Below are 23,241 nucleotides of genomic sequence, written 5' to 3'. Positions count from 1 at the left end.
TACGAAACTATTTAATTTTTAAAATAATTTGTATAATGAAGAAAAAGAACTATTATTCTTGGCGGTCTCCCTATGATAAAAGTTGGAATCATTGGCCTTGGTGCAATTGGCCAGCGTTTGATAAAAGGGGTTCAGGAGCACGCTGAAACTGAAATTGCGGCGGTGTGCGACACGTTGGAAGAAAGGGCAAATGAGGTTGCGGCGGAGTTGGGCGATGTACCGGCATTCACGAACCATAAAGAAATGCTTGTAAAGACTGATTTGGACCTGGTGTATGTTGCGGTGCCTCCGAAATTTCACCATGCCGTTGCGTCAGATGTAATTCAAAAAGGGATACATATTTTGTGTGAGAAACCGCTGGCCAATTCGGCAGAGGAAGCTGAGAGTCTATTAAAACAGGCACAGGGTGCGGGTATCGTCCATGCAATGAATTTTCCGCTGAATTACAGTGCCGGCAGCAGGAATTTTGAAAAGCTAATCAAGGAAAACTACGTGGGAAAACTGAGAAGAGTTCAACTGAAGATGCACTTTCCTGAATGGCCGCGCCCGTGGCAGCAGAATGCCTGGGTTGCAAGTAAGGAGCAGGGCGGCTATGTACTTGAGGTGGGCGTCCATTTCATCCAGCAAGTGCAGAAGATTTTTGGCGCTGTCACAGTAAAGAATGTCCAATTACAATTTCCTGAAGACCCAAAGGCTAGTGAGATTGGTATTTTAGCTATCCTGGAATTAGCTGACGGAACTCCAGTGCTTATTGATGGCATGAGTCAAATCGCCGGCAAGGAGGAAATTGCCTTTACTGCTTTCGGAAATGAAGGAACTCTCTCATTGCTGAACTGGGGGCAGCTGGAGGGCGGCAAGCTTGGCGAAGAGATTCTGGCTTTGCAAGCTGATGATTCCCTGACAGATTCATTGATTGATCAGCTTGTAAAAGCTGTAAAAGGTGATGATGCGACGATCATTGATTTTGCTGCAGGGTATGATGCACAGGTCGTATTGGAGCAACTGCGGAAAGGCTGAGAGCGCGATTGCCGCGCTCTCTTTTTTTTTCAGATTCTCCTTCTCTATACCTTCCTCCATCCTTCATTCCACTGAAACTCCGTCTTCTCACTACCCGTTTCAGTAAAAATACTCTCTGGATAAGGCAGGGCCAATTCCGGCCTATTTTCCGCGCTGAAGTAACGAAGTTCGGCCGTCTCACTGTCGATGGGATTGTGTTCACCGCCTCTTACCTTGCATTCAAACACAAACACCACATACTCGACTTTGTGGCCGTTAGGGTATTGGTAGCGAAAGTCTTTGCCGCCAAAGACACCCAATATTATTTCAGGGACAACATGGAGACCTGTTTCTTCCCACACTTCTCGGACTACGGCCTCCGCAGGTGCTTCGCCTGGTTCAATTGCTCCTGCCGGAAGGCTCCATTTCTCTCCATTGCCTTTATTCTGGAACAGAATCTCGCCTGCTCCGTTCCTGATGATTCCCGCCACGCTTGGCATGAAGATAAGTTCGCTTCCCACTTTCCATCTAATCTCTTGATAATACTCTGACATTCCCATTTATATCACCACCTGAATATCCATTCGCCACCGCTCCAATTTTTCCTTCTTCTGATAAAACCTTGCACCCACGGCATTCACCTACATACTTTATAGAGAATTTATTATGAATAAAAATAAGGAGTGTGCCCGTATGAACCCTTATCAGTATTACAACTCAAAGTATTACGACCCATATACACACTATGATTTTGGTTATCACGCACAGCAACAGAATTTTCACGACTTTGACCGACAGCCTGCCCTTGAACGCCGAGTGAACCAGCTTGAACGGCAGTTCCAGGTTCAGAAGACAGAGCTTGACAGACAAAATAAAGAAATTGCCCGCCAAAACAGGGAGATTGCCAGAATCAATAAGGAAATCAGCCGTATTAACAATGAAATTGCCCGCTTGAATCAAAATGACGAGCGCCATACCCGCCGTCTAAACCGGTTGAACCAAAGGCTCCGTGCGGTTGAGAACCGACTAAATATCCCATTCCAGGCTACGGATGGTGAGTTTTAATAACATATTTTTCCCGCGGAAAGAGAAGCGCCTGGAACGTCAAACAACAGCTTGTTCAATAGCGCCTCAATAATAAAGGGTGCAAAGAAACTGAATCCATATCAGTCCTTTGCAACCCTTTTCCATTTAATAGAAATACTGATATGGAAATAATACTCATTAAAATAGACAAAATTGTGCTACTATAGATGAGTAACCCATTTTGAAATCACGTAAGCTTTTCCGCTTACTTTAGGAGTTAGATATGAAAAAAAAGCAATATGTCCTTATCTTTTTCATTCTGAGCATTGTCTGGATTTTTGGGACAAACTATGTGCTGAGTTTATACGCACCTTCAAACTTTGTTGCGGTGATCGAACACTCGAAGGAAGTCCTTTATGTTTTGCTGGCAGGAGGGTTCTTCTATTATTTCATCTCTAAAATGGAAGAACTGAGTGCTGCAAAAGAAGAAGAAAAGCGACTCTCCACACTGATCAATTCGATGGTGGATTTCGTCAACTTCAAGGATGGAGAAGGCCGGTGGATACAGGCCAATGACTTTGGTTTGAAACTATTCGACATTGAGAACGTTGACTATAGAGGAAAAAAAGATACCGAACTGGCAGAGTATAGCAACTATTTCAGCGATGCGCTGAATTATTGCGAGATTTCCGATGAAGAAGCCTGGAAAGCAGGCGGGATCATTCGTGTCGAGGAAGTTTTGCCCCAGCCTGATGGATCTGTCAAGACATTTGATACAATCAAAGTCCCCCTTTTCAATGATGATGGCAGCCGCCAGGGTCTTGTGATCATTGGCCGGGATATATCGGAAAGAAAAAATGTCGAAAACCTTCTTGAAGAAAGCCGCCAACAATACCGGTCCCTGTTTGAATACAGTCTGGATATTGTTTCAATGCTTGACTTGAATGGGACAATCACCAACCTGAATCCACAATTCGAAAAAATAACTGGATTTAGGCGTGATGAATATATCGGAAAAAATCTTGCTGACTTGATTCCCGAATCCTATAGGCCGAAAGTTTTGGAAAAGGTAGCGAGTGTCGTGGAAAACTGCAGCCCGCAAATGTTCGAGCTGCAGTTAATGCATAAGAACGGGAAACCGCTCATTTTCCAAAGCACCACTTTACCGATTATCGTGAACGAAAAAATTGCGGGCATCATCTGTAATTCCCGTGATGTGACAGAGCTCCGCGAGACAGAGGAGCGCTTGCGCCGAACGGATAAGCTGTCTGTCGTCGGCGAATTATCCGCAAGCGTCGCGCATGAAATCCGGAACCCGCTCACATCCTTAAAAGGACTCGTCCAATTGCTTCAAATGGAGGATGAGAAGCACCAGCTTTACTATCAGATCATGATCGATGAACTGAACCGGATCAATCATATTGTCAGCGAGCTGCTCTTGTTGGCCAAGCCGCAGCAGATCAAATACACGGAAGCAGATTTGCAGATGATCCTGCATGATGTGATTTCCCTGTTAAAGACAGAAGCGAGCCTCCATAATATTCAAATTGAGTTCGAGGTCAAAGATCATCCGGTCATGATTGAATGTGAACCGAACCAGCTCAAGCAGCTGTTCATCAACATTGTCAAAAATGCGATTGAGGCTTCTTCTGGTGGGGATTCCGTCTTCATCACTCTGGAGAGTTTTGATAATAATGCCTCAATCAGAGTCAAGGACGAGGGCATCGGGATCTCAAAAGAATTACTGGAAAGAATCGGGGAACCTTTTTATTCTTCCAAGGAAAAAGGAACCGGACTTGGAATGACCGTCAGCTTCAAAATAGTCCAATCCCATAACGGCACCATCAAGTTCTACAGCGAGCCTGAAATAGGGACAGAGGTCATTGTCCAATTGCCAATCAAACATGAAGAAAAAATGAAAAACCTTGAGAAATCAACCAAGTAAAAACGCGAAAGGACTTGTCCTCTCGCGTTTTTTCAATCTTCATCTTTAATGTCGATGTCCTCAGGCACTGGTTCATTCATGATTTCTTCTACCAGCTTTTTGTACTTCTCAACCTGTTTCAGATGCGTATTGAATTGGTCTTTATAAATCAAATATTGCTCACCATCATGAATGGCCCTGATTTTCCGCTGAAGGACTAGGTTCTCGACCTGTGCCGCTGGGATTGACAGATATTCTGCTGCTTCTTTTATTGTCATATACAAAATAGTTCAGTCCTTTTTTTCTTTTTTGGCCGCAAGCTGGTCGACAAGCTTCTCGGCTGTCTTTCTGTAAAAATTGCTGATATTGATCAACGATGCAATCAATAACACTGTTTCCAGTTCTTCAGGCTCATCTGCCTCAAGCGTCTTCACTTCCAGTTTGACATCCTGTTCCGTTTTAAGGACGTCCTCATTAAAAATCTCAATATTCTTCTCGTGGAGTTTTAAATAGCTCTGATAAAACTTATTCAATTGAAATTGACCAGACTCTGTCCTCTCGTTGATGCCTTCCAGAGTCTGCTTGATATCCTGGATCGACAAGCCGCCTTTCAGCTGGTAAATCAAGCTGATCAGGATCAGCTGCTCCTTTGAATACTTTTTATTTTTGACAGGAAAGAATAACTTTCCCTTTGCATAATTGTTGATCATGGTTTTCGTCAGGACTTTTTCATCTTCATTCCTTGTCGAGCTGCCGAAATTTTTTTCAAACAACTGGATTACCTGATCCATATATAAGTCGATTTCAGGAATGTCCTCAAGTGCAATATTATTTTCAAGGTTAAGCTCGGCAAGCAAGCTCGCTAAATTTTTCAATATGAATCCCTCATGTTTTTTATTTTCATTATAAGGTAAAAAAAGCAAGCCGTAAACATTGACTACCTGATGTAATAGTAATATTATTATAAGTAGTTATTAAAACCACATACAAAGACATGGAGGTTATATCATGAATAGCTACATCCGCGAACCCATTAATGGCCTTACTCATCTGGCTGGTGCTTTATTATCCTTTGCAGGGCTACTCGCGCTCGTCATCAAGGCTTCAATCACAACCGGTTCACCAATTGTGATCACATCCGTGACCATTTTTGGACTCAGCATGATCTTGCTTTACACGGCATCGGCCACTTACCATATGGTCATCAGCAGGGACAGTATCATCGCCTTCCTTCGAAAAATTGACCATTCGATGATATTTGTACTGATCGCTGGAACTTATGCTCCTTTTTGCCTGATCAGTCTCAATGGCGCAACAGGCTGGACGCTTTTTGGAATCATCACTTTTGCAGCTGTGTGCGGAATTCTGTTTAAAATGATTTGGTTCAGGAGTCCAAGATGGCTGTCGACTTCCATCTATATCATTATGGGCTGGATGGTGATTTTCGTGGTTTCTCCCCTATCCTCCATATTGAATCCTGGAGGGATCTTCTGGCTTGTTTCCGGTGGTATCCTTTACACAATCGGAGGCGTCATTTACGCGTTAAAACCTGATTTCCTCCGCTCAAAGTATCTCGGTTTCCATGAAATATTTCATATTTTCATCCTGCTCGGAAGCCTTGCCCATTTTTTCAGTGTTTATTTTTACGTCTTATAATTAGGCTCTTTTCTATAAGATCGTTGATTTTCGTTCCAGGCGCTTTGCTCCTGCGGGGTCTCACCTGACCAGCTGCGCCCGCAGGACATTGAGAAGCTTCTTCGAACCTGCCCACGCACGATGGAAATGCGTTAGCATTTTCGGAGGAGTCTACGCGCCTTCCACTACAATCAACAGGAGCAAAAACAACATTGGACTTTAACAGAGCCTACAATTAAAAATGCGCCTGCTCTTCAACAAGGAAGAACAGGCGCATTTAATTTAACCTGCATTTGAAATGTTCGTTTGATGATCTTTTTTATGAAAACCTTTAGCAAAGTAAAAGCCTGTTAGAAGCGCCAGCCACAGCGGCCCTATGAAAAGGGCGATTCTTGTGTCAGGGCTGAAGGCCATCAGTACGACTACAAAAGCCAGGAACGCCAATGATAAATAGGAAGTGAACGGAAACAATGGCAGCTTATATTTTAGCTTGTCCACTTCATTTTTGCGCAGGCTTTTGCGGTAACGAATCTGTGACAGGAGAATGATCGCCCAGGTCCAGATTGCCCCAAACGTCGCAATACTTGTAACCCAGGCAAATACTTTTGCCGGGACAATGTAATTCAAGGCGACCCCAATCAGCAATGCGCCAGCCGAGGCGAGAATGGCAAATCCCGGAACCCCGTTCTTGGTCAATTTGCTGAATTTCTGTGGCGCTTCTCCATGGTTGGCAAGATTGAACAGCATTCGTCCTGTGCTGAAGATTCCGCTATTGCAGGATGATAGTGCAGCAGTCAATACTACGAAATTGATGATGCCCGCTGCAGCAGGAATTCCTAATTGTTCGAAAGTGATAACAAACGGACTTCCCTTTTCCCCAATCTCATTCCATGGGAAGATAGACATAATAACAAACAATGCCCCGACATAGAAAATCAGGATGCGCCAGAATACTGAATCAATCGCTCTGGAAAGTGATTTCTCAGGATTCTTGACTTCACCAGCAGTAATACCGATCATCTCGATTCCAAGGTAGGCAAACATGACCATTTGCAGCGATAACAGGACGCCTTTAATCCCGTTAGGAAATAAGCCGCCATTCTCCCATAGATTTTGGATCCCTGTTGGAATGCCTCCATTGCCGATTCCCCATATGATCATGCCGGCCCCTGAGACAATCATCGCTAAAATCGTGACAATTTTAATTAACGCAAACCAGAATTCAAGTTCCCCATACGCTTTTACAGCCAGGAAATTGACTGATGCCATAATCACCAGGGCAGCTAGCGCCCATATCCAGCGTGGAGTTTCCGGAAACCAGAATTCCATGTAAATCCCGACGGCAGTGATTTCCGCCATGCCAGTTACAATCCATAAAAACCAATAGTTCCAGCCAGTAATATACCCTGCCAGCGGACCAAGGTAATCCCTGGCATATTTACTGAATGATCCCGCAACCGGCTTTTGGATTGCCATTTCCCCCAGAGCTCTCATAATGAAGAACATGATCATTCCGCTGAAAGCATAACCCAGCAGGATTCCCGGACCTGCCAGCTTTATTGCAGATGCAGATCCCAGGAACAGTCCGACCCCGATTGCTGCCCCTAAAGACATCAGTGTTATGTGCCTCTGCTCCAACCCCCGCTGCAGTTCATTCTCTTGTGTTTTTTTCATGGTGTCTTCCCTCGTTTCTAAATCTCGATTGTAATATTTTGTATAATAATTTCCTCCGTTGCCGCCAACCCCTTCGGTAGTTGAAATCGGCATCTTAACCTACTTGTTATTAACAAATAAAAAGAAACTCAAACCTCTTTTATTTGAAAATTACTATTCTTAAAAAATTTCCTTGTGCCATTTTACCATGAAAAGGCCTCTATAAAAATATGTAAATTTTCTTAAAATGAAAAATGCCTTTTCAACCAGCACATGGTCAAAAAGGCAGATGATCATTATCTTATTTTCAAAAACAACCTAATAAAACATCCGGCGTCTTTGTTTGGCTGCAGGCTGGTACTTCCGCATCGGGCCGTAATCCAGCACTTCTTTTAAATAATAGTCGCCGTTTGGATTTTGCTGCTTCAAAAGTTCAGTCAAATATGTAATATCATCCATCGCCCTGTGGGTCTGGAATTTCGAGATGTTATGCGCCTGCAGCAGCGTCAGCAGTTTGCTGTTCGGAAATCCGTGGTTTTTCCATTGCACATTCTTCATCGTGCAATACCACTGCATCTCATTGACTTCAGGATACATCCTGAAAAGGAAGCTTCTGTCAAAGGAAGCATTATGGGCAAAAATTGCATCAGTGCGATTGAAGTATTCCATGATTTTTTCATCGTAAAATGTTTTGCCGCGTACCATATCATAATGAATTCCATGAATCCGATAGGCCCTGTCATAATTTCTTTGTGCGGTTGTCGACAGGGGTTCCCTTAAATAAGAATCTTCATCAAGAATATCGATTATTTCTCCTGATTCCTCATCAAAGGAAAAAAGCTTCAAAGCCAATTCTATGATTTCATCCGAATCCGGGCCCAGTCCGGTTGTCTCTACGTCCACTACCAATCCAAGCTTGTTCTCTTTGTTCAAAAATGTCACCCTTTTCAGCTGGAGTATATGATTCTATTTAACATCATATAGCAGAACTTCCTCCATTTCCAGCTAAAGGCAGCAGGTTGAAATCATTTCCAGACTAGGTTTTATTGCTCATCTCCAGACTTCCCGCAGCATTCTTCATGAAAATTTTCAGAATCGCGAAACCGATAGCTGCACCTGCAAGTGAACTCGCGAAAAATGCCGGAACCATACCAAACAACGCGGCTTCTTTTCCAAGGAACAATGTGGCAATTGGATAACTGGCAACCGCACCAATGATTCCTGTGCCTACAACTTCACCTGCAAAAGCAAATTCCATTCTCTTCGTCTTTTTATACAGATATGCAGCCAGAAGTGCTCCGATCATGCTGCCAGGAAACGCAAAGACCGATCCGGTGCCCATTAAATTCCTGAGCAAAGAAATGCCAAATGCCTGAGCAACGGCGTAATAGGGTCCCAGCAGCACAGCTGACAAAACATTGATGAAATGCTGCACCGGAAATGCTTTCACGATTCCAAGCGGGATAAACAGCATTTGGCTCGTCAATGTACCAATCGCCATCATCATAGCGGTGAGGGTAAGTTTTTGTGTGTATCTCATATTTTACCTCCTTGAATCTTATCTCTTAACCTTGCTGCAGCTTCCTTGACGTCTTCTGCCTGGCTGATCGCTGTGATCACAGATACACCGTCAGCCCCGGCAGTCATGACAAGCTTTGCATTATCCGCATTGATCCCGCCGATTCCAACAATCGGTACGCCAAAATCTTTTAATTCTTCAATCATGGCTGTTCCCTGGACAGCTCTTGTATCCGTCTTTGTCGCCGTTGGAAAAACCGGACCGACACCGAAATAATCAGCCCCAGCTTGCTTTGCTTTTTCAGCTTCTTCCAGGTTGTGTACAGAAACTCCAAGAATCCTATCGCCAATTTTTCTGCGGACCTGTGCGGCATCCTCATCTTCCTGGCCGATATGGACACCATCTGCATCAAGCTCCAACGCCAATTCAATATCATCATTCACAATGAACGGGATGTCGTTCTCCTTGCAAATCTTTCGCAGCCTTTTGCCAAGCTTCTGCTTTTCCAAATCACAAAGACTTCCTTCTCCTTTTTCACGGTATTGAAAAATCGTGATCCCTCCGCGAATCGCTGCTTCAAGCACAGTAACGGGATCCTGTAAGCAATTCGTGCTGCCGGCGATAAAATATATCTTCAGCAAGCTTCTCATCTTTTCAGGACAGATTCTTGACATGAGGAGACCCCGCTTTCTCTTTTCATATTGTAGGCCCAGTGATTAGTCGGCCCATGTCCATTTCCGATCATCAGCGGGTTGGCAATGGCTGCCTGGATGAACTCCTTAGCAACCGAAACCGCTTGATGGACCGAAGAACCTTTTGCAAGCTGTGCTGTGATAGCTGCAGAAAAAGTACAGCCTGTGCCATGGGTGTTATTCGTCTCAATCCTTGGAGTGGAGAAGTAAGCAAATTCCTTTCCGTCAAAGAGGACATCAACAGATTCGTTTGTTTCCTCATCATGCCCGCCTTTTATCACTACATTTTTCGCTCCAAAGGCATGAATTCGTTTAGCCGCTTCCTTTTTTTCATCCGTACCGCGAATCGACATGCCTGTCAGCACTTCGGCTTCGGGGATATTCGGGGTGATGATGAGACAGAGCGGAAGCAAATGTTTTTTCAGGGCCGATACAGCCTCCTGCTGGAGCAATGAGGCTCCTCCCTTCGCAATCATGACAGGATCGATAACGACCTTTTCCCAGCCGAACTGCTTTATTTTTTCCGAGACCGCTTGTATGATTTCCGCGTTAAAAAGCATTCCTGTTTTCAGGGCATCCGCTCCAATGTCCTCACCGACTGATTGGATCTGCTCTGCTACCGCCTCTGCGCTCATCGGAAAAACTCCCTGGACACCAAGCGTATTTTGCGCGGTAACAGCAGTCAGGGCAGATGTGCCAAATACCTTCAGTTCCTGGAATGTCTTCAGGTCAGCCTGGATTCCGGCTCCCCCGCCGCTGTCAGATCCTGCGATTGTAAGTGCTTTTTTCATATTCATTTACCTCCTCTTTCAAAAGAACTTTTACTGTAGATTTCCTCAGCATCCAAACGGTAGAGCTGGTTCAGGAACTCCACTTGAAAACTCCCTGGTCCCTGCAAGGCACTTTTGTCAGCGGCAACTTCGGCTGCCACTCCGTAAATGCTCAATGCAGCAGTTGCTGCTTTCAAAAAATCCTTTTCCACTGCTGTGAATGCCCCGATTACTGAGGTCAGCAGGCATCCGGCACCGGTTACCTTCGTAAGGATTGGATGTCCATTTCTGACGACTAACGTAGATTCCCCATCTGTAATAACGTCTTCCTTACCTGTCAGCGCAACAATCGTATTCAATTTTTGAGCAGCGGATTCTGCCAGCTCGATCACATCCCCATCTGAATCACCTGCGTCAACACCGCGTATGTTCCAGGCTTCCCCTGCTACATTGGCAATTTCCGCGGCATTTCCTCTTATGACCGAAATCTCCAGTTCCTCCATCAGCCTTCTTGCAGTTTCCGTCCGATAAGCAGTCGCCCCGGAACCAACCGGATCAAGGATGACTGGAACTCCATGCTCATTTGCCGCTTTGCCGGCAATCAACATAGATTCGACGACTTGAGGCGTCAACGTCCCAATATTCAGCACAAGGCTGCCCGCTATGCTTGCCATTTCGGCAACTTCCTCTTGTGCATAGGCCATCACTGGAGATGCACCAAGAGCCAGCAGCCCATTGGCGGTAAAATTCGTGACCACAACATTCGTGATGTTATGTACAAGTGGATTCTCTCTGCGGACCTTCTCCAGCAAACCAGCAATCTCTCGTTTTTCCATTCCAATTCCTCCTTCATCCATCCTCAGACCGCCTCTGCGACCTGAATTCCATCTCCTTAATCCATCACCAGCCCGCCGTCTACGACCAGATTTTGTCCGGTAACTGCACGCGCCCATGGTGAGGCGAAGAACAAAATTGAGTCTGCAACTTCTGTGGGATCGGTGACTTTTCTAAGAGGTGTTGAAGATTCGATTAGCTGGAATACTTCCTCAGAAGTAGCTGAGCTTGCGTCGGTCATTTTTAGCAGTCCTCCCGAAACCATATTGACGGTAATGCCATACTTTCCAAGATCATTCGCCATATTTCTTGTGAACCCCAGCAGCGCAGCCTTGCTTGTTGTGTAGTCATGGTAGGCGACAACTGGATTCTGGAAGAGGTTCGTGCCAATATTAATGATTCTGCCAAACTTCTTTTCTTTCATATTTGGCAATCCCGCCTGGATGGTATTCAATGAACCGCGGACAGCTCCCTCAAGCTGCTGTTGGTAATCCTCCCAGTTCACTGCAAAAGCATCCTTATTCGCCACAGGATCAAACTTAAAATTGACCAAAGCATTATTGACGATGGTCGTAATCGGTGCCCCAAAATGTTCTTTTGCCAACCTGAACATGCTTTTGACCTGTGCAGGATCACGCACATCCGCCCTTAGAGCAAGGGCATTTTCGCCAATGGTCTCTGTCAGAGCCTTTGCCTTTTCTTCATTCTGAAAATAGTTGATGACAACTTTTGCACCTTCCCTTGCAAAAGCTTTGACCGTTTCTGCACCAAGGCCACGGCTTCCTCCAGTTATTAAAACTACTTGATCTTTTAACTCCATTTGTTTCAACCTCCTTAAAATATAAAAAGCCAGATCCATATATAATGGACCTGGCTTAAAAGCAAAGTAAGAAAACTTCTCTCACACTACTTTCCTACGCTGGTATTACCCAGATCAGGTCCGAAGGGTTAAAAGACTTAGCGTCTTCCTCTCAGCCAGCAGAAGGGCACCCCTAGTAGTAAATCGAATATTCAGTTGTCTTTATCCTAGCCTTATCTCCTATATATGTAAAGTAAGAAGTTCATATTCTGCTATTTTTTAGTTCTTCATTGATTTCTTCCAGTAGTCTAAGCTGATGGTCCTGCTTTTGGATGATACTTGCAGTTAATTTTTGCAGTGTAATCGTTATCGACCAGAGTGACAGCAGCAACACAATGATGAGGCCAAGATCAATCATCTTTCTTTTTCCCTTCGGTTAAATCGTCAAATGGAGTGTAATGATTGCTTGGCAAATTACCTGAGCGGATTATCTTGAAAATCAGATAAAACACGACAAACAGCACTATGAACGTGAAAAAATACCCCATACTGTCCAGCCTCCTTTACTTTCATTATACAATAAACATGATACAAAAAATGGAATTTTCATTCTTTTTAAAATGGTCTTCTTGATCATCTGTGCTAATATGAAAATATACATATGAATGGGAGATGAAAGCAATGAAAAACGAGATAATCGAAAGATTCACCTCTTATGTCAAAATCGACACACAGTCCAATGAAAACAGTGAGACCACTCCATCGACCGAAGGCCAGCTCACCCTTGCCAATATGCTTGTCGAGGAACTAAAATCGATTGGCATGGAGGAAGTCACGATTGATGAAAACGGTTATGTGATGGCAACACTTCCTGCAAATACCGATAAGGATGTCCCAACCATCGGGTTCCTTGCCCACGTCGATACGGCAACTGATTTTACAGGCAAAAATGTCAATCCGCAGGTTGTCGAAGACTTCGATGGCAATCAGATCATCCTGAATAAGGAGCAGAATATCATCCTGTCGCCAGCGGATTTCCCTGAACTGCCTCAATATAAAGGCCATACATTAATTACGACCGATGGAACGACTCTTCTAGGCGCTGACAACAAAGCAGGGATTGCCGAAATCATGACGGCGATGGCTTATTTGATCAAGCACCCTGAAATCAGGCATGGTAAAATCCGTGTTGCTTTCACTCCGGATGAAGAAATTGGCAGAGGCCCTCATAAGTTTGATGTAAAAGCATTCGATGCAAAATTCGCTTACACCGTTGACGGCGGTCCGCTTGGCGAGCTGGAGTATGAAAGCTTTAACGCAGCAAGCGCCAAGGTGACTTTTAAAGGAAAGAACGTCCACCCCGGCACGGCAAAGGGCAAAATGGTGAACTCCGCCAAAATCGCGATGGAATTTAACAGCAAGCTTCCTGCAGAAGAAGCGCCTGAGCATACAGAAGGATATGAAGGATTCTTCCACCTGAGCTCGATTAATGGGGATGTGGAGGAGACGACGCTGAGCTACATCATCCGTGATTTTGACCGTGACAGCTTCCAGGCACGCAAGGAATTGATGCAGAAAATCTCCAATGAACTAAGGCTTACATATGGCGAAACCCGGGTTGAACTTGAAATGAACGACCAGTACTACAACATGAAGGATAAAATCGAGCCAGTAAAAGAAATCGTCGACATCGCCTATGAAGCAATGGAAAACCTCGGCATCAAGCCAATCGTCAAACCAATCCGCGGCGGCACTGACGGCTCTCAGCTTAGCTATATGGGATTGCCGACACCGAATATTTTTACCGGCGGAGAGAATTTCCACGGAAGATTCGAATATGTCTCTGTGGATAACATGCTTAAATCTGTTGAAACCATCGTAGAAATTGTAAAGCTTTTTGAAGCAAAAGCTTAATCACTAACATCATGAAGCCAGATTCCCAAATCAAAAGGAATCTGGCTTTTTTTATGAACTACCTACACCGAAATCAGTCTCAGGTCCCATCTGGATTTAAATCCGTGGTGCATTGGGAAGAGGAATGATTTACCTTATTCTGAATATAGAAAGAGTTGGAAGGGAGATTTTATAAATGAAGCGGATTTTAGTTATTTTCCTGGTGATTACCGGGGCTTATATCGGGTGGAATTATTTGTTTGACGGGGATGGATTGAACTTTGCCAGAGCAAAAGACTCAGTGAAAGTGAGCAAAGGTACGGAAAAGATCTCGATCGATGTTTCCAGTGTCGCGACGAAGATTGTTCCAGAGGACCGTGATGATGTGCACGCTGAACTTGAAGGCAAAGGCTCGGTAAAAGTCAAGCGCCATGGGGATGAAATACAGGTAAGTGTTAAGCGAAGAGGATTCTTCTGGTTCAACTGGTTTGAGATGGACAGGACATCACTCACCGTCTATATCCCGGATCATTTTGACAAGGATATGGACATTGAGCTCGGCTCCGGAAAAATCGATTTCATAGGTAAATCAGCCGACCAGCCTGTGAAACTGAGAAACCTGGCAATCAATATTGGTTCAGGCAGCATGAATCTGGAAAATTTCGATGTTGAAAATTTGGAGCATCAGAGTTCATCAGGTGAGGTTAACATGAATTCGATTGATGCCAGTAACAGTTCATTTGATGTCAGTTCCGGAAGCGTCCAGGTTAAAAATTTCACCGGCAAGCTTGACGGGAATGTCTCATCGGGAGAGTTGGAAATCCAGATGAACAAGTTAATCGATGATGTTGACTTGAACGTCAGTTCTGGTTATATCGAATTGGATTTGCCTCATGAAGCAGATTTTACTCTGAATGGAAAAATAAGCAGCGGCAACCTATCAAGCGATTTTCCGCTAAAAAATAAAGAGGCGTCCAAAAACCGAATTTACGGGAAATACGGAAACGGGAAATACCAAATCAACGCCGATGTTTCAAGCGGGAATCTCAAAATAAAGTAACCATTTTGGCGAACTGGAAAAAAACGTTCAAAATTACCAGTTCGCCAATAAATTTTCATTTTAGCCAATAATTCAGGTGATATCGCCAATAAAAATATATTTTCGCCAATAAAATTGTGAACACCGCCAATAAAATAGCTTTTTCGCCAATAAAAATTACCTGCTCTGATAATATCCAGATTGATATTGGTTCCTCCCCCCTTCACTTATCAAGTTTTCACCTAACTATTTACAAAACTCCCATATGGAACATTTTTTGCAATAAAAGGGGCAATATAATCAAAACTACCTATTTTTCAAGGAGTATCATGGAAACCATTTTAACTACCATATTGAGAACCCTTTTAGGCTTTGGTGTATTATTCTTTCTTACTCGTGTACTTGGCAAAAAGCAGCTCAGCCAAATGACCTTTTTTACTTATATCACCGGAATTGCTCTGGGAAATATAGCTGGTGATATGGTTGTACATAGAGACATTAAACTAATTGATGGTGTTACCGGTTTAGCGCTCTGGGCTTTATTAACGCTTACTATCGAATACATCGCCCTAAAATCCCCTAAGGCAAGAATTCTGCTGGACGGGGAACCGACCATCATTATCAAACAGGGAAAAATAAATGAAAAAGCAATGAAGTCCAATAAGCTAAATATGGATGACCTCACTATGCTGCTAAGAATTAAAAATGTATTTTCAATAAAAGAAGTTGATTATGCAATCCTTGAACCAAATGGACAAATCAGTGTTTTAAAGAAAGTGGAATATGAAAATGTCATAAATAAAGATTCTGGCATCCCCCTTACACCAAGAAAATACCTGCCTTCTGAACTGGTTGTTGATGGCCGTATCGTTAAAAAGAATCTAAAGGAGTTAAGCTTGAGTGAAGACTGGCTGGCAAATGAATTAAAAAAGAAAGGGTTCAATCGGCTTGAGGAAGTATTTTATGCTGAGCTCGAGAGTGATGGAACAGTAGTTGCAGAACAACGCTCTAAATAACCATCCCATCACGTGATGGGAGGTTTTTTATTTTACTATTCCTATGTTCTGCGTAAGCTCATCCCCTTTTACTTTACTTCTCTTTCTATTAAAATGAGTTCAGATATCATATAAACTTTTCAAGGAGAGCGGATATGTTTGAATTACTCATCACAATGCTCGAGCGTCTGGGCATCATTGTGACAATTGCCTTCATTTTGACGAGGTTCCGCTTTTTCCGCGGGTTGATTTACCATGATTCGCTGAACCGCCGACAGCAATATTTTGCGATTATCTTCTTTGGGTTTTTCGGGATCATTGGTACATATTCCGGGATGAGCTTTTCTACTGATAACCTGCAGTTCAACCCATGGGCTTCTGATCTTGCTTCAGATGAGGCGATTGCCAATTCGCGTGTCATCGGCATTGTCATCGCCGGACTGCTTGGAGGATACAAGGTTGGGATTGGCGCAGGGCTTATTGCAGGACTGCATCGTTTTACGCTCGGCGGCTTTACTGCTTTTGCCTGCGGACTTGCTGCAATCGTTGCCGGCGTCATTTCCGGACGTTTTCAAAAAAAGAAAAACAATATCAACCTGAGAACAGCCTTTCTTGTCGGGGCAATTGCCGAGACGGTGCAAATGATTATCATCCTTTTAATCGCGAAGCCTTATCATCAGGCGCAAACTCTCGTTGAAATCATCGGTATCCCCATGATTCTCGCGAACGGCCTTGGCTCTGCACTATTTTTGATGGTCATAAAAAATGTTGTTTCCGAAGAAGAAAAGACAGGAGCGCTGCTTGCCCAGAAAACGCTGCGGATTGCCGATCAGACACTTGCATACTTGCGCAAAGGCATCAACCCGGATTCAGCTAGGGCAGTCTGTCAGATCTTACATAATGAAGTCCAGACAAGCGCGGTTGCGATGACGAATAAGAAGGAAATTCTGGCCCATATCGGCTTGGCTGATGACCATCACCGTTCAACCAGCCCGATCCAGACACAGATTACCAGGGATGTGCTGAAAACGGGCAAACTGGTCGTCGCCAATGATGAGACAATTCATTGCCGGGACAAGAGCTGCCCGCTCGGCGCCGCGGTGATTGCCCCGTTAAAGCACCGTGATGAAACAATTGGCACTCTTAAGTTCTATTTTAAATCGGAAAAAGAAATCACCAATGTCGTCATTGAATTGATCTCCGGCCTGAGCAACTTGCTCAGCAACCAGCTCGAATCTGCCGAAGCCGAAAAAGCTTATCAGCTTGCCAAGGAAGCCGAGGTAAAGGCCCTTCAAGCCCAAATCAGCCCCCACTTCCTGTTCAACTCAATGAATGTCATAACCTCGCTGATCAGGATTGACCCAAATAAAGCGAGGACGCTTCTGGTTTCGCTTTCCCATTTCCTGCGGCAAAACCTGAATGCCACGACAGTGACGACTACCACACTTGAACAGGAATTGCGTCATGTAAAAGCCTATCTATCGATTGAAGAGGCTCGTTTTGTGGAAAAACTGAAGGTTACCTATGATATTGAGGATGACGCCCTGCTTGTAAAAATCCCGCCGCTGACACTGCAGCCGATCGTCGAAAACGCAGTGAAGCACGGCATCAAGAATATGGACCAGGATTGCCATATCCATATTTCCATCCAAAAAGAGCAAAATGGCACAATCGTTTCAGTTGAAGATAATGGACAGGGAATGAGCAAGGAACGGATTAATCAACTTGGAAAGCAAATGATTGAATCTGAAACGGGAAGCGGGATTGCCCTTTTCAACGTCAATAGGAGGCTTGCGATGAACTTCGGCGAAGAATCGTGTCTGAAGATCGACAGCGAACCGGGAAAAGGTACAAGGATTTCTTTTATGATTCCACAATCGGAGGAACGATAGATGGACAATAGTATTCGGGTATTGATAGCAGATGATGAAATGTACAGCCGGGATGAACTGAAGCATTTATTGAAAGCTTTCTCTTCCATCCAGGTCGTCGGCGAAGCAGAGACCGGTGAGGCCACAATCTTCAAAGCCCTGCAGCTCCATCCAGATGTGGTTTTCCTCGATGTCGAAATGCCAAAGATGAACGGTATGGAAGCTGCCAAATCACTGATGGCTTTAAAAAAAGCCCCATTGATCGTTTTCGCCACCGCCTATCCGCAATTTGCGGCTGAGGCATTTCGGTATGAAGCGGTTGATTACTTGCTGAAGCCATATGACGGAAATCAGCTGAGCGAAACCATCCTCAGAATTGAAAAGCATTTCCTCCAGCCGTCCGCGCAAGAGGCAGGAAAACCATCTGGCAAGCTTGCCGTTGAAGGAGATGGCGATATCTTTTATCTCGAGCCAAAAGATATCCTTTATATTTCCCGGGAAGAGAAATTTTCAAAAATCGTAACTGAAGCAAAAGAGTATGAAACAAAAACTCCATTAAAAGAACTTGAAAGCCGGCTCCTTCCTTATTCCTTTTTCCGGATCCATAAAAGCTATCTTGTGAACCTGGAATATGTCACCCGGCTCACTCCATGGTTCAACGGTGCTTATCAGCTTGAAATCAAGGGCCGGGATGAAATGCTGTCAGTGAGCCGCAATTATGTAAAGGCATTAAGGACCCAGCTTGAACTATAATCACACACTGTCCTAAAAGCATCTGATCAGGTGCTTTTTTGCATTTCAATAGAATCCTAATGCATCTAAATCGACAAATTCTGCACTTCAAGCCCACATTCCTGCATCTTGTTCACAAAACCGCCACATGTAATCGTTTTCTTTTATAATGATTGCAAACGCATACATTAAAACTCAAGGAGGTTTCCTATGTATACCTTTCTAGCTGGTATTGCACTTTTAATCGTTGGTTATTTTACTTATGGAAAGTTTGTAGAAAAGGTTTTCGGCGTGAACGAGGGTCGTTCCACTCCGGCTTATACACATAAGGATGACGTTGACTATGTGCCAATGTCGACATCAAAGAACTCACTGATCCAGCTGCTCAACATCGCTGGTGTCGGACCGATTTTCGGACCGATCATGGGTGCTTTATATGGACCGGTCGCTTTCCTATGGATCGTTCTTGGCGCTATTTTCGCCGGTGCTGTCCATGACTACCTCACAGGGATGATTTCCATCCGCAACCGAGGTGCCCACCTTCCTGAACTTGCAGGGAAATTCCTTGGTAAGGTCATGAAACACGTTGTCAACGCTTTCGCGGTCCTTCTTTTGCTTTTGGTTGGTACCGTGTTCGTCACTGCTCCGGCTGGTCTGCTTCATACTTTGATGGACGGAAAAGTAACAATGGGTATCATCGTTGCAGCAATTTTTGTTTACTATATTTTAGCGACTTTGCTTCCTGTAGATAAAATCATTGGCCGCTTGTATCCAATCTTCGGTGCATTGCTTTTGATCAGTGCGGTTGGAGTAGGCGCAATGCTGGTGATTACAGGTGCACCGATTCCTGAATTATCATTAACGAATTTCCATCCTGATAATGCAGCGATTTTCCCGCTGTTGTTCTTAACAATCTCTTGCGGAGCGCTGTCAGGTTTCCATGCAACACAAACACCAATCATTTCACGAACTACACAAAATGAAAAACAAGGACGCAAGATTTTCTACGGCATGATGATCGCTGAAGGTGTGATCGCGATGATCTGGGCTGCTGCTGCAATGAGCTTGTTCGATGGCTACAATGGCCTGAACGATATGCTGGCAAACGGCGGACCAGCTGCAATCGTAAGCGAAGCTTCAACTTTGATGCTTGGTGCAATCGGCGGAACACTTGCTGTACTAGGTGTCATCGTACTGCCAATCACTTCTGGTGATACTGCATTCCGAAGCGCACGTATGATCATTGCTGACTACTTTAATTTTTCTCAAAAGAAATTCACTAGCCGTCTTTGGATCGCTGTTCCGTTATTCGTTATCTCTTTCGCACTGACAAAAGTAGATTTCACAATTTTATGGAGATATTTCTCCTGGGCAAACCAGTCAACTGCGGTCATCGCGCTGTGGGTTGGTGCCATGTACCTGTTCATCGCCAAGAAGAACTACTGGATCGCAATGATTCCTGGCATGTTCATGACAGCTGCCGTCACATCTTATATCCTTAATGCACAAATCGGTTTCGGTATGTCTCTGACAGTTTCCAATATTGGAGCGCTAATCGTTACAGCTGTCATCACGGTCATGTTCTTCAACGCTGCTAAAAAGGCACGTGCTAAAAACATCCCGCTTGATGAAGACATCTCCAACTACAACAAGGTGGCGTAACGATGAGCGGATGCTGCAGTCCTGGATACCGCAAGACAGTCAATGAGAAGGAAGAACAAGTCAACAAAAAAGGGAAAGAGCAGCTTCCCTTTATTGCCAAAATCATTATTGTCCTTATTACTGCAGGAGGTCTGCTGGCAGCCATCCTTGCAAATTAAGTAAGAAAAGTGCACGCTTAATTCAAGCGTGCACTTTTACATATTTAGGAGGTTAAAAATATGAAAATATTAATCGTTGGTGCCGGTGCGATTGGCGGTTATTTCGGCGGAAGGCTTTTGGAAAAAGGAGCGGATGTAACATTTCTTGTGCGTGAGAAACGGCATAAGCAGCTCAAGGAAAACGGACTGGTTGTTTCCAGCATTCACGGCGATCTGCATTTTCCTGACCCGCAGACAATTGGAGCGGAGTCGCAAGCTGAGCTGTATGATGTCATTCTCGTTTCCACCAAGTCCTATCATTTGGATGGCGCGATTGAAAGCATTCGTCCTTACGTGGGCGACAGGACGATTATTCTTCCCTTGTTGAACGGGATAGCCCATCTTGATGCTTTAACCGAAGCTTTCGGGCCGGAAAAGGTGATTGGCGGGCTATGTTTTATCGAAACGACCCTTGATGAAAGCGGAAAGGTGATTCAAACCAGTCCGATTCAGGATTTGGTTTTTGGAGAACTGAACGGTAAGCGTTCAGAAAGAATCCTAAAACTGCAAGCTGCTTTTGACGGCACGAAGGCTAACTTCCGTCTTTCTGAAAAAATTGAACAGGAAATGTGGCAAAAATATTTATTCATCACATCGCTAAGCGGCATCACCTCACTTTTCAGGTCCCCTATCGGTCCCATTCGGGATCAAACGCAGGGAGCGGAAACGATTAAACGCCTGCTGCATGAGACGGTCGAGATCATGACGGCGATCGGTGCCCCGCTTTCCGAAGGGGCTAAGGATGCGACATGGAACAGGCTGAACGAAATTGGCCATGGCATGAAGTCCTCCCTCCAGCGTGATATGGAAAAATCACTCCCGACAGAAGGAGACCACCTATTTGGCTATTTGCTGAAGAAGGCAGCCGAGCTTAGGATAGACGCACCTACTCTGTCTGCTGTTTATGCGAATGTTGATATTTACGATAGTTTGCTCTCCTCTTGAAAAAAAGCCTGAATCTATGAGGTTAACTTCATAGATTCAGGCTTTTTTGCTAATATATTTTTGCTTTTTCATGCCCTGTCAGCACTCTTAAGGCACCCAATGCCAGAGCTTCCATTTCTGCTTCACCAGGGATGACAAATACTTCTCCTATGAAACTCACTTTCTCGCGGATCCAATCTGTGATCATTTCTGATTGGGAGATACCCCCCGTAAGAATGATGCCGTCTACCTTTCCATCCAGAACGGTTGCCATTGCCCCGATTTCTTTGCCTATCTGATGAACCATTGCCTTCAATATAAGAGATGCTTCAGGGTCCCCAGACTGAACACGTTGCTCAACTTCAATGACACTTTTTGTACCCAGATAGGAATAAATCCCGCCCTTCTTTGTCATCCTCTGGAGCAATTCCTTTTCACTGTATTTCCCTGAAAAACAAAGCTGGACAAGCTGCTTTGCCGGCAGTCCGCCTGCCCTCTCTGGAGAGAATGGACCCTCGTTATCGGCATTGTTCACATCGATCATCCTGCCGCCCTTTAACGCCGCAACCGAAATGCCTCCGCCGAGATGCGCGACAACAAAACTTGTTTCAGCTAATTTCTTCCCAGTCTCAGCTGCAATCTTACGGGACACCGCCTTGATGTTGAGCGCATGGGCATGGCTCTTCCTCTCAATATCCGCTAAACCGGAAATCCTCGCTTCATCGATCAATTCATCTACTCCGACAGGATCGACAATAAAAGCGGGCAGCTGATATTGTTCTGCTATTTCAGCAGCGATGATGGACCCGAGGTTGGATGCATGATTGCCATATATACCGGAACGCGCATCTTCCAGCAGGTTAACATCTATTAAATAGGTCCCGCTGCTCATCGGCTTCAGCATTCCTCCCCGGCCAACGACAGCATCCAGTGAGGAAAGTTTGAAATCACGTTTTCCCAGTACTCTCATAATCGCATCAAGCCGATACGGAAGCTGTGCCGTCAGATCCGCCAGCTTCATGAGTTCAGCATCATCATGCCGAATATTCTCTTCAAACAGCAAGTTGTCATGTTCATAAACAGCCAGTTTCGTAGAGGTCGATCCGGGGTTAATTGCTAAAATATTCATTGATCTTCACCTATCCTTCATACGCTGACCGTTGAGTTTGAAGCAGAAACGACAGCAAGGGCAATGGAGGCTAATTTTGCCTCAGCTGAATCTGACCGTGAGTTCAAAATCAATGGCACCCTGGCTCCAAGTACGATTCCTGCCATCGTTCCTCTGGCGAAATACGTTATGGCTTTGCCAAGGAAATTGCCCGCCTCAATGGTTGGGACAATCAGCAAGTCTGCCATCCCGCCAAGTTCGCTGTCAAGCCCTTTGTGTAAAAGCGATTCCCTGCTGATCGCCAGGTCTAATGGAAGCGGACCTTCGATCAACAGCGGCTGGCCGGATTCCTTTTTTATCTGGATAGCCAGTTCGTCTGCTTCGACAGTTACAGGCATTTTCTCGCTGACACGTTCATTTGCTGCCAGAATCGCAACCCGCGGCTGGTCCACTCCAATCCCAATGAGAAACTCGACTGCATTCAGGATGATCTGCTTTTTCCCCTGAAAATCCGGTGCTATATTGATGCCGCCATCTGTCATGCAAATAAGCTGTTCACTTCCCGGGATATCGAATACGGAAAGATGGCTGATCACGCGGCCTGTTTTTAAATAAAGGTCCTTATCCAGCACCCCTTTTAAAAATGGCGTGCTGTTAACAAATCCTTTCATGATTGCCTGAACATGTCCATCACTTGCCAGCTTGGCAGCGATGTGGGCATTCTCCTTCTCTGTATAGGCAGGATAGACCGGAAATTCCTCTATTGAAAAACCCAGTTCATTTGCCAGCTCAAAGATTCTTTGCGGATCCCCGACGAGATATGGTTCAATGATTCCCAGCTCGAAAGCCGCCTTTACAGCGACGAGCACATCAAGGTCATGGGCAGCCGCGATGCTCATTTTTATCGGCGGCCTTGTTTGTGCTTCTGTGATGACCTCCATAAAGTTTCGATAGCGCATCTTCTCACCCCTT

26 protein-coding genes and 1 riboswitch are annotated in these 23,241 nt (G+C 44.7%); of the genes, 12 read left to right on the top strand and 14 right to left on the bottom strand.

Annotation, left to right across the window (positions count from 1 at the left end; translation table 11 throughout):
• Positions 1-72 precede the first annotated feature (72 nt).
• Complete coding sequence (locus tag M3593_RS16210; RefSeq protein WP_251543875.1) at positions 73-1,017, top strand: Gfo/Idh/MocA family protein; 945 nt, start codon at positions 73-75, stop codon at positions 1,015-1,017.
• 44 nt (positions 1,018-1,061) lie between these two features.
• On the opposite strand, the gene M3593_RS16205 is transcribed toward M3593_RS16210, so the two are convergent.
• Positions 1,062-1,556 carry an NUDIX domain-containing protein gene (locus M3593_RS16205; protein ID WP_251543877.1) on the bottom strand — a complete coding sequence of 165 codons (495 nt, stop codon included), beginning with the start codon at positions 1,554-1,556 and terminating at the stop codon, positions 1,062-1,064.
• A gap of 133 nt (positions 1,557-1,689) precedes the next feature.
• Between M3593_RS16205 and M3593_RS16200 the strand changes: the two genes are divergently transcribed.
• Together M3593_RS16200 and M3593_RS16195 are read left to right on the top strand one after the other, a co-directional pair.
• Positions 1,690-2,061, top strand: coding sequence for a hypothetical protein (locus tag M3593_RS16200; protein WP_251543879.1), 372 nt, complete (start codon positions 1,690-1,692; stop codon positions 2,059-2,061).
• A gap of 244 nt (positions 2,062-2,305) precedes the next feature.
• A complete protein-coding gene (locus tag M3593_RS16195) occupies positions 2,306-3,967 on the top strand; it encodes a PAS domain S-box protein (RefSeq protein WP_144475104.1) in 1,662 nt (553 codons plus the stop codon).
• Positions 3,968-3,999: 32 nt separating this feature from the next.
• Here the strand turns inward: M3593_RS16195 and M3593_RS16190 are convergent, their stop codons facing one another.
• Together M3593_RS16190 and M3593_RS16185 are read right to left on the bottom strand one after the other, a co-directional pair.
• On the bottom strand, positions 4,000-4,230 hold the full coding sequence (locus M3593_RS16190) for an excisionase family DNA-binding protein (RefSeq protein ID WP_144475105.1): 231 nt from the start codon (positions 4,228-4,230) through the stop codon (positions 4,000-4,002).
• A 6-nt stretch (positions 4,231-4,236) separates the two neighbouring features.
• On the bottom strand, positions 4,237-4,821 hold the full coding sequence (locus M3593_RS16185) for a DUF1836 domain-containing protein (protein WP_144475106.1): 585 nt from the start codon (positions 4,819-4,821) through the stop codon (positions 4,237-4,239).
• A gap of 133 nt (positions 4,822-4,954) precedes the next feature.
• Here M3593_RS16185 and trhA point away from each other — a divergent pair, with 133 nt between their 5' ends.
• Positions 4,955-5,602, top strand: coding sequence for a PAQR family membrane homeostasis protein TrhA (gene trhA, locus M3593_RS16180; RefSeq protein WP_251543881.1), 648 nt, complete (start codon positions 4,955-4,957; stop codon positions 5,600-5,602).
• Between the two features lie 261 nt (positions 5,603-5,863).
• Here the strand turns inward: trhA and alaP are convergent, their stop codons facing one another.
• From alaP to M3593_RS16135, 9 genes are all read right to left on the bottom strand, one after another.
• Positions 5,864-7,255, bottom strand: a complete 1,392-nt coding sequence (gene alaP / locus M3593_RS16175; RefSeq protein WP_144475108.1) for an alanine permease AlaP — start codon at positions 7,253-7,255, stop codon at positions 5,864-5,866.
• A gap of 297 nt (positions 7,256-7,552) precedes the next feature.
• Positions 7,553-8,167: an exonuclease domain-containing protein gene (locus tag M3593_RS16170; protein WP_144475109.1), complete on the bottom strand. Its 615-nt coding sequence runs from the start codon at positions 8,165-8,167 to the stop codon at positions 7,553-7,555.
• Between the two features lie 103 nt (positions 8,168-8,270).
• Positions 8,271-8,774: an energy coupling factor transporter S component ThiW gene (gene thiW, locus M3593_RS16165; RefSeq protein ID WP_144475110.1), complete on the bottom strand. Its 504-nt coding sequence runs from the start codon at positions 8,772-8,774 to the stop codon at positions 8,271-8,273.
• The gene (gene thiE, locus M3593_RS16160; protein WP_251543883.1) at positions 8,771-9,427 is read right to left on the bottom strand and encodes a thiamine phosphate synthase; all 657 of its coding nucleotides are present in this window, start codon (positions 9,425-9,427) and stop codon (positions 8,771-8,773) included. Before thiE ends, thiW begins: the two co-directional genes overlap by 4 nt.
• Entirely contained in the window at positions 9,400-10,242 is an 843-nt protein-coding gene (gene thiD / locus M3593_RS16155; RefSeq protein ID WP_251543885.1) for a bifunctional hydroxymethylpyrimidine kinase/phosphomethylpyrimidine kinase, read from the bottom strand. The genes thiE and thiD overlap by 28 nt, the downstream gene beginning before the upstream one ends.
• Complete coding sequence (thiM, locus tag M3593_RS16150) at positions 10,239-11,051, bottom strand: hydroxyethylthiazole kinase (RefSeq protein ID WP_251543887.1); 813 nt, start codon at positions 11,049-11,051, stop codon at positions 10,239-10,241. The genes thiD and thiM overlap by 4 nt, the downstream gene beginning before the upstream one ends.
• Before the next feature lie 56 nt (positions 11,052-11,107).
• The gene (locus M3593_RS16145) at positions 11,108-11,869 is read right to left on the bottom strand and encodes a 3-oxoacyl-ACP reductase (protein WP_251543889.1); all 762 of its coding nucleotides are present in this window, start codon (positions 11,867-11,869) and stop codon (positions 11,108-11,110) included.
• A 74-nt stretch (positions 11,870-11,943) separates the two neighbouring features.
• Positions 11,944-12,053, bottom strand: a riboswitch (TPP riboswitch).
• Positions 12,054-12,110: 57 nt separating this feature from the next.
• Positions 12,111-12,266 carry a hypothetical protein gene (locus M3593_RS16140; protein ID WP_251543892.1) on the bottom strand — a complete coding sequence of 52 codons (156 nt, stop codon included), beginning with the start codon at positions 12,264-12,266 and terminating at the stop codon, positions 12,111-12,113.
• Complete coding sequence (locus M3593_RS16135; protein WP_186326651.1) at positions 12,259-12,396, bottom strand: hypothetical protein; 138 nt, start codon at positions 12,394-12,396, stop codon at positions 12,259-12,261. Before M3593_RS16135 ends, M3593_RS16140 begins: the two co-directional genes overlap by 8 nt.
• A gap of 133 nt (positions 12,397-12,529) precedes the next feature.
• Here M3593_RS16135 and pepT point away from each other — a divergent pair, with 133 nt between their 5' ends.
• The 8 genes from pepT (at position 12,530) to M3593_RS16095 (ending at position 21,182) form a co-directional block, all read left to right on the top strand.
• Positions 12,530-13,762, top strand: coding sequence for a peptidase T (gene pepT / locus M3593_RS16130; protein ID WP_251543894.1), 1,233 nt, complete (start codon positions 12,530-12,532; stop codon positions 13,760-13,762).
• Between the two features lie 175 nt (positions 13,763-13,937).
• Entirely contained in the window at positions 13,938-14,801 is an 864-nt protein-coding gene (gene liaG / locus M3593_RS16125; protein WP_251543896.1) for a LiaG family protein, read from the top strand.
• Between the two features lie 308 nt (positions 14,802-15,109).
• Positions 15,110-15,796, top strand: a complete 687-nt coding sequence (locus tag M3593_RS16120; RefSeq protein WP_251543898.1) for a YetF domain-containing protein — start codon at positions 15,110-15,112, stop codon at positions 15,794-15,796.
• Positions 15,797-15,930: 134 nt separating this feature from the next.
• Entirely contained in the window at positions 15,931-17,667 is a 1,737-nt protein-coding gene (locus M3593_RS16115) for a sensor histidine kinase (protein WP_251543899.1), read from the top strand.
• Positions 17,668-18,399, top strand: coding sequence for a LytR/AlgR family response regulator transcription factor (locus tag M3593_RS16110; protein WP_251543902.1), 732 nt, complete (start codon positions 17,668-17,670; stop codon positions 18,397-18,399).
• Positions 18,400-18,588: 189 nt separating this feature from the next.
• On the top strand, positions 18,589-20,040 hold the full coding sequence (locus tag M3593_RS16105; RefSeq protein ID WP_144475121.1) for a carbon starvation CstA family protein: 1,452 nt from the start codon (positions 18,589-18,591) through the stop codon (positions 20,038-20,040).
• Between the two features lie 2 nt (positions 20,041-20,042).
• Positions 20,043-20,198, top strand: coding sequence for a hypothetical protein (locus M3593_RS16100; RefSeq protein ID WP_186326652.1), 156 nt, complete (start codon positions 20,043-20,045; stop codon positions 20,196-20,198).
• A 60-nt stretch (positions 20,199-20,258) separates the two neighbouring features.
• Complete coding sequence (locus M3593_RS16095; RefSeq protein ID WP_251543904.1) at positions 20,259-21,182, top strand: ketopantoate reductase family protein; 924 nt, start codon at positions 20,259-20,261, stop codon at positions 21,180-21,182.
• 49 nt (positions 21,183-21,231) lie between these two features.
• Here M3593_RS16095 and buk read toward each other — a convergent pair whose 3' ends face one another.
• Together buk and M3593_RS16085 are read right to left on the bottom strand one after the other, a co-directional pair.
• Complete coding sequence (buk, locus tag M3593_RS16090; RefSeq protein WP_251543905.1) at positions 21,232-22,290, bottom strand: butyrate kinase; 1,059 nt, start codon at positions 22,288-22,290, stop codon at positions 21,232-21,234.
• Positions 22,291-22,307: 17 nt separating this feature from the next.
• Entirely contained in the window at positions 22,308-23,228 is a 921-nt protein-coding gene (locus M3593_RS16085; RefSeq protein ID WP_251543908.1) for a phosphate acyltransferase, read from the bottom strand.
• Positions 23,229-23,241 lie beyond the last annotated feature (13 nt).

Origin of the sequence: Mesobacillus sp. MER 48, from assembly GCF_023714225.1 — a bacterium.
Classification (GTDB): domain Bacteria; phylum Bacillota; class Bacilli; order Bacillales; family Cytobacillaceae; genus Mesobacillus; species Mesobacillus oceanisediminis_A.
Note: the sequence above shows the minus strand (reverse complement) of the source record. Positions and strands in the feature narration are given on the sequence as shown.

Coding starts and splice junctions, on each gene's coding strand:
- buk (WP_251543905.1), bottom strand. CDS start 22,290: ATGAATATTTTAGCAATTAACCCCGGATCGACCTCTACGAAACTGGCT.
- M3593_RS16195 (WP_144475104.1), top strand. CDS start 2,306: ATGAAAAAAAAGCAATATGTCCTTATCTTTTTCATTCTGAGCATTGTC.
- M3593_RS16085 (WP_251543908.1), bottom strand. CDS start 23,228: ATGCGCTATCGAAACTTTATGGAGGTCATCACAGAAGCACAAACAAGG.
- M3593_RS16210 (WP_251543875.1), top strand. CDS start 73: ATGATAAAAGTTGGAATCATTGGCCTTGGTGCAATTGGCCAGCGTTTG.
- thiW (WP_144475110.1), bottom strand. CDS start 8,774: ATGAGATACACACAAAAACTTACCCTCACCGCTATGATGATGGCGATT.
- alaP (WP_144475108.1), bottom strand. CDS start 7,255: ATGAAAAAAACACAAGAGAATGAACTGCAGCGGGGGTTGGAGCAGAGG.
- M3593_RS16095 (WP_251543904.1), top strand. CDS start 20,259: ATGAAAATATTAATCGTTGGTGCCGGTGCGATTGGCGGTTATTTCGGC.
- M3593_RS16135 (WP_186326651.1), bottom strand. CDS start 12,396: ATGGGGTATTTTTTCACGTTCATAGTGCTGTTTGTCGTGTTTTATCTG.
- thiE (WP_251543883.1), bottom strand. CDS start 9,427: ATGTCAAGAATCTGTCCTGAAAAGATGAGAAGCTTGCTGAAGATATAT.
- pepT (WP_251543894.1), top strand. CDS start 12,530: ATGAAAAACGAGATAATCGAAAGATTCACCTCTTATGTCAAAATCGAC.
- liaG (WP_251543896.1), top strand. CDS start 13,938: ATGAAGCGGATTTTAGTTATTTTCCTGGTGATTACCGGGGCTTATATC.
- M3593_RS16205 (WP_251543877.1), bottom strand. CDS start 1,556: ATGGGAATGTCAGAGTATTATCAAGAGATTAGATGGAAAGTGGGAAGC.
- trhA (WP_251543881.1), top strand. CDS start 4,955: ATGAATAGCTACATCCGCGAACCCATTAATGGCCTTACTCATCTGGCT.
- thiD (WP_251543885.1), bottom strand. CDS start 10,242: ATGAATATGAAAAAAGCACTTACAATCGCAGGATCTGACAGCGGCGGG.
- M3593_RS16120 (WP_251543898.1), top strand. CDS start 15,110: ATGGAAACCATTTTAACTACCATATTGAGAACCCTTTTAGGCTTTGGT.
- M3593_RS16200 (WP_251543879.1), top strand. CDS start 1,690: ATGAACCCTTATCAGTATTACAACTCAAAGTATTACGACCCATATACA.
- M3593_RS16145 (WP_251543889.1), bottom strand. CDS start 11,869: ATGGAGTTAAAAGATCAAGTAGTTTTAATAACTGGAGGAAGCCGTGGC.
- M3593_RS16115 (WP_251543899.1), top strand. CDS start 15,931: ATGTTTGAATTACTCATCACAATGCTCGAGCGTCTGGGCATCATTGTG.
- M3593_RS16100 (WP_186326652.1), top strand. CDS start 20,043: ATGAGCGGATGCTGCAGTCCTGGATACCGCAAGACAGTCAATGAGAAG.
- thiM (WP_251543887.1), bottom strand. CDS start 11,051: ATGGAAAAACGAGAGATTGCTGGTTTGCTGGAGAAGGTCCGCAGAGAG.
- M3593_RS16140 (WP_251543892.1), bottom strand. CDS start 12,266: ATGATTGATCTTGGCCTCATCATTGTGTTGCTGCTGTCACTCTGGTCG.
- M3593_RS16110 (WP_251543902.1), top strand. CDS start 17,668: ATGGACAATAGTATTCGGGTATTGATAGCAGATGATGAAATGTACAGC.
- M3593_RS16105 (WP_144475121.1), top strand. CDS start 18,589: ATGTATACCTTTCTAGCTGGTATTGCACTTTTAATCGTTGGTTATTTT.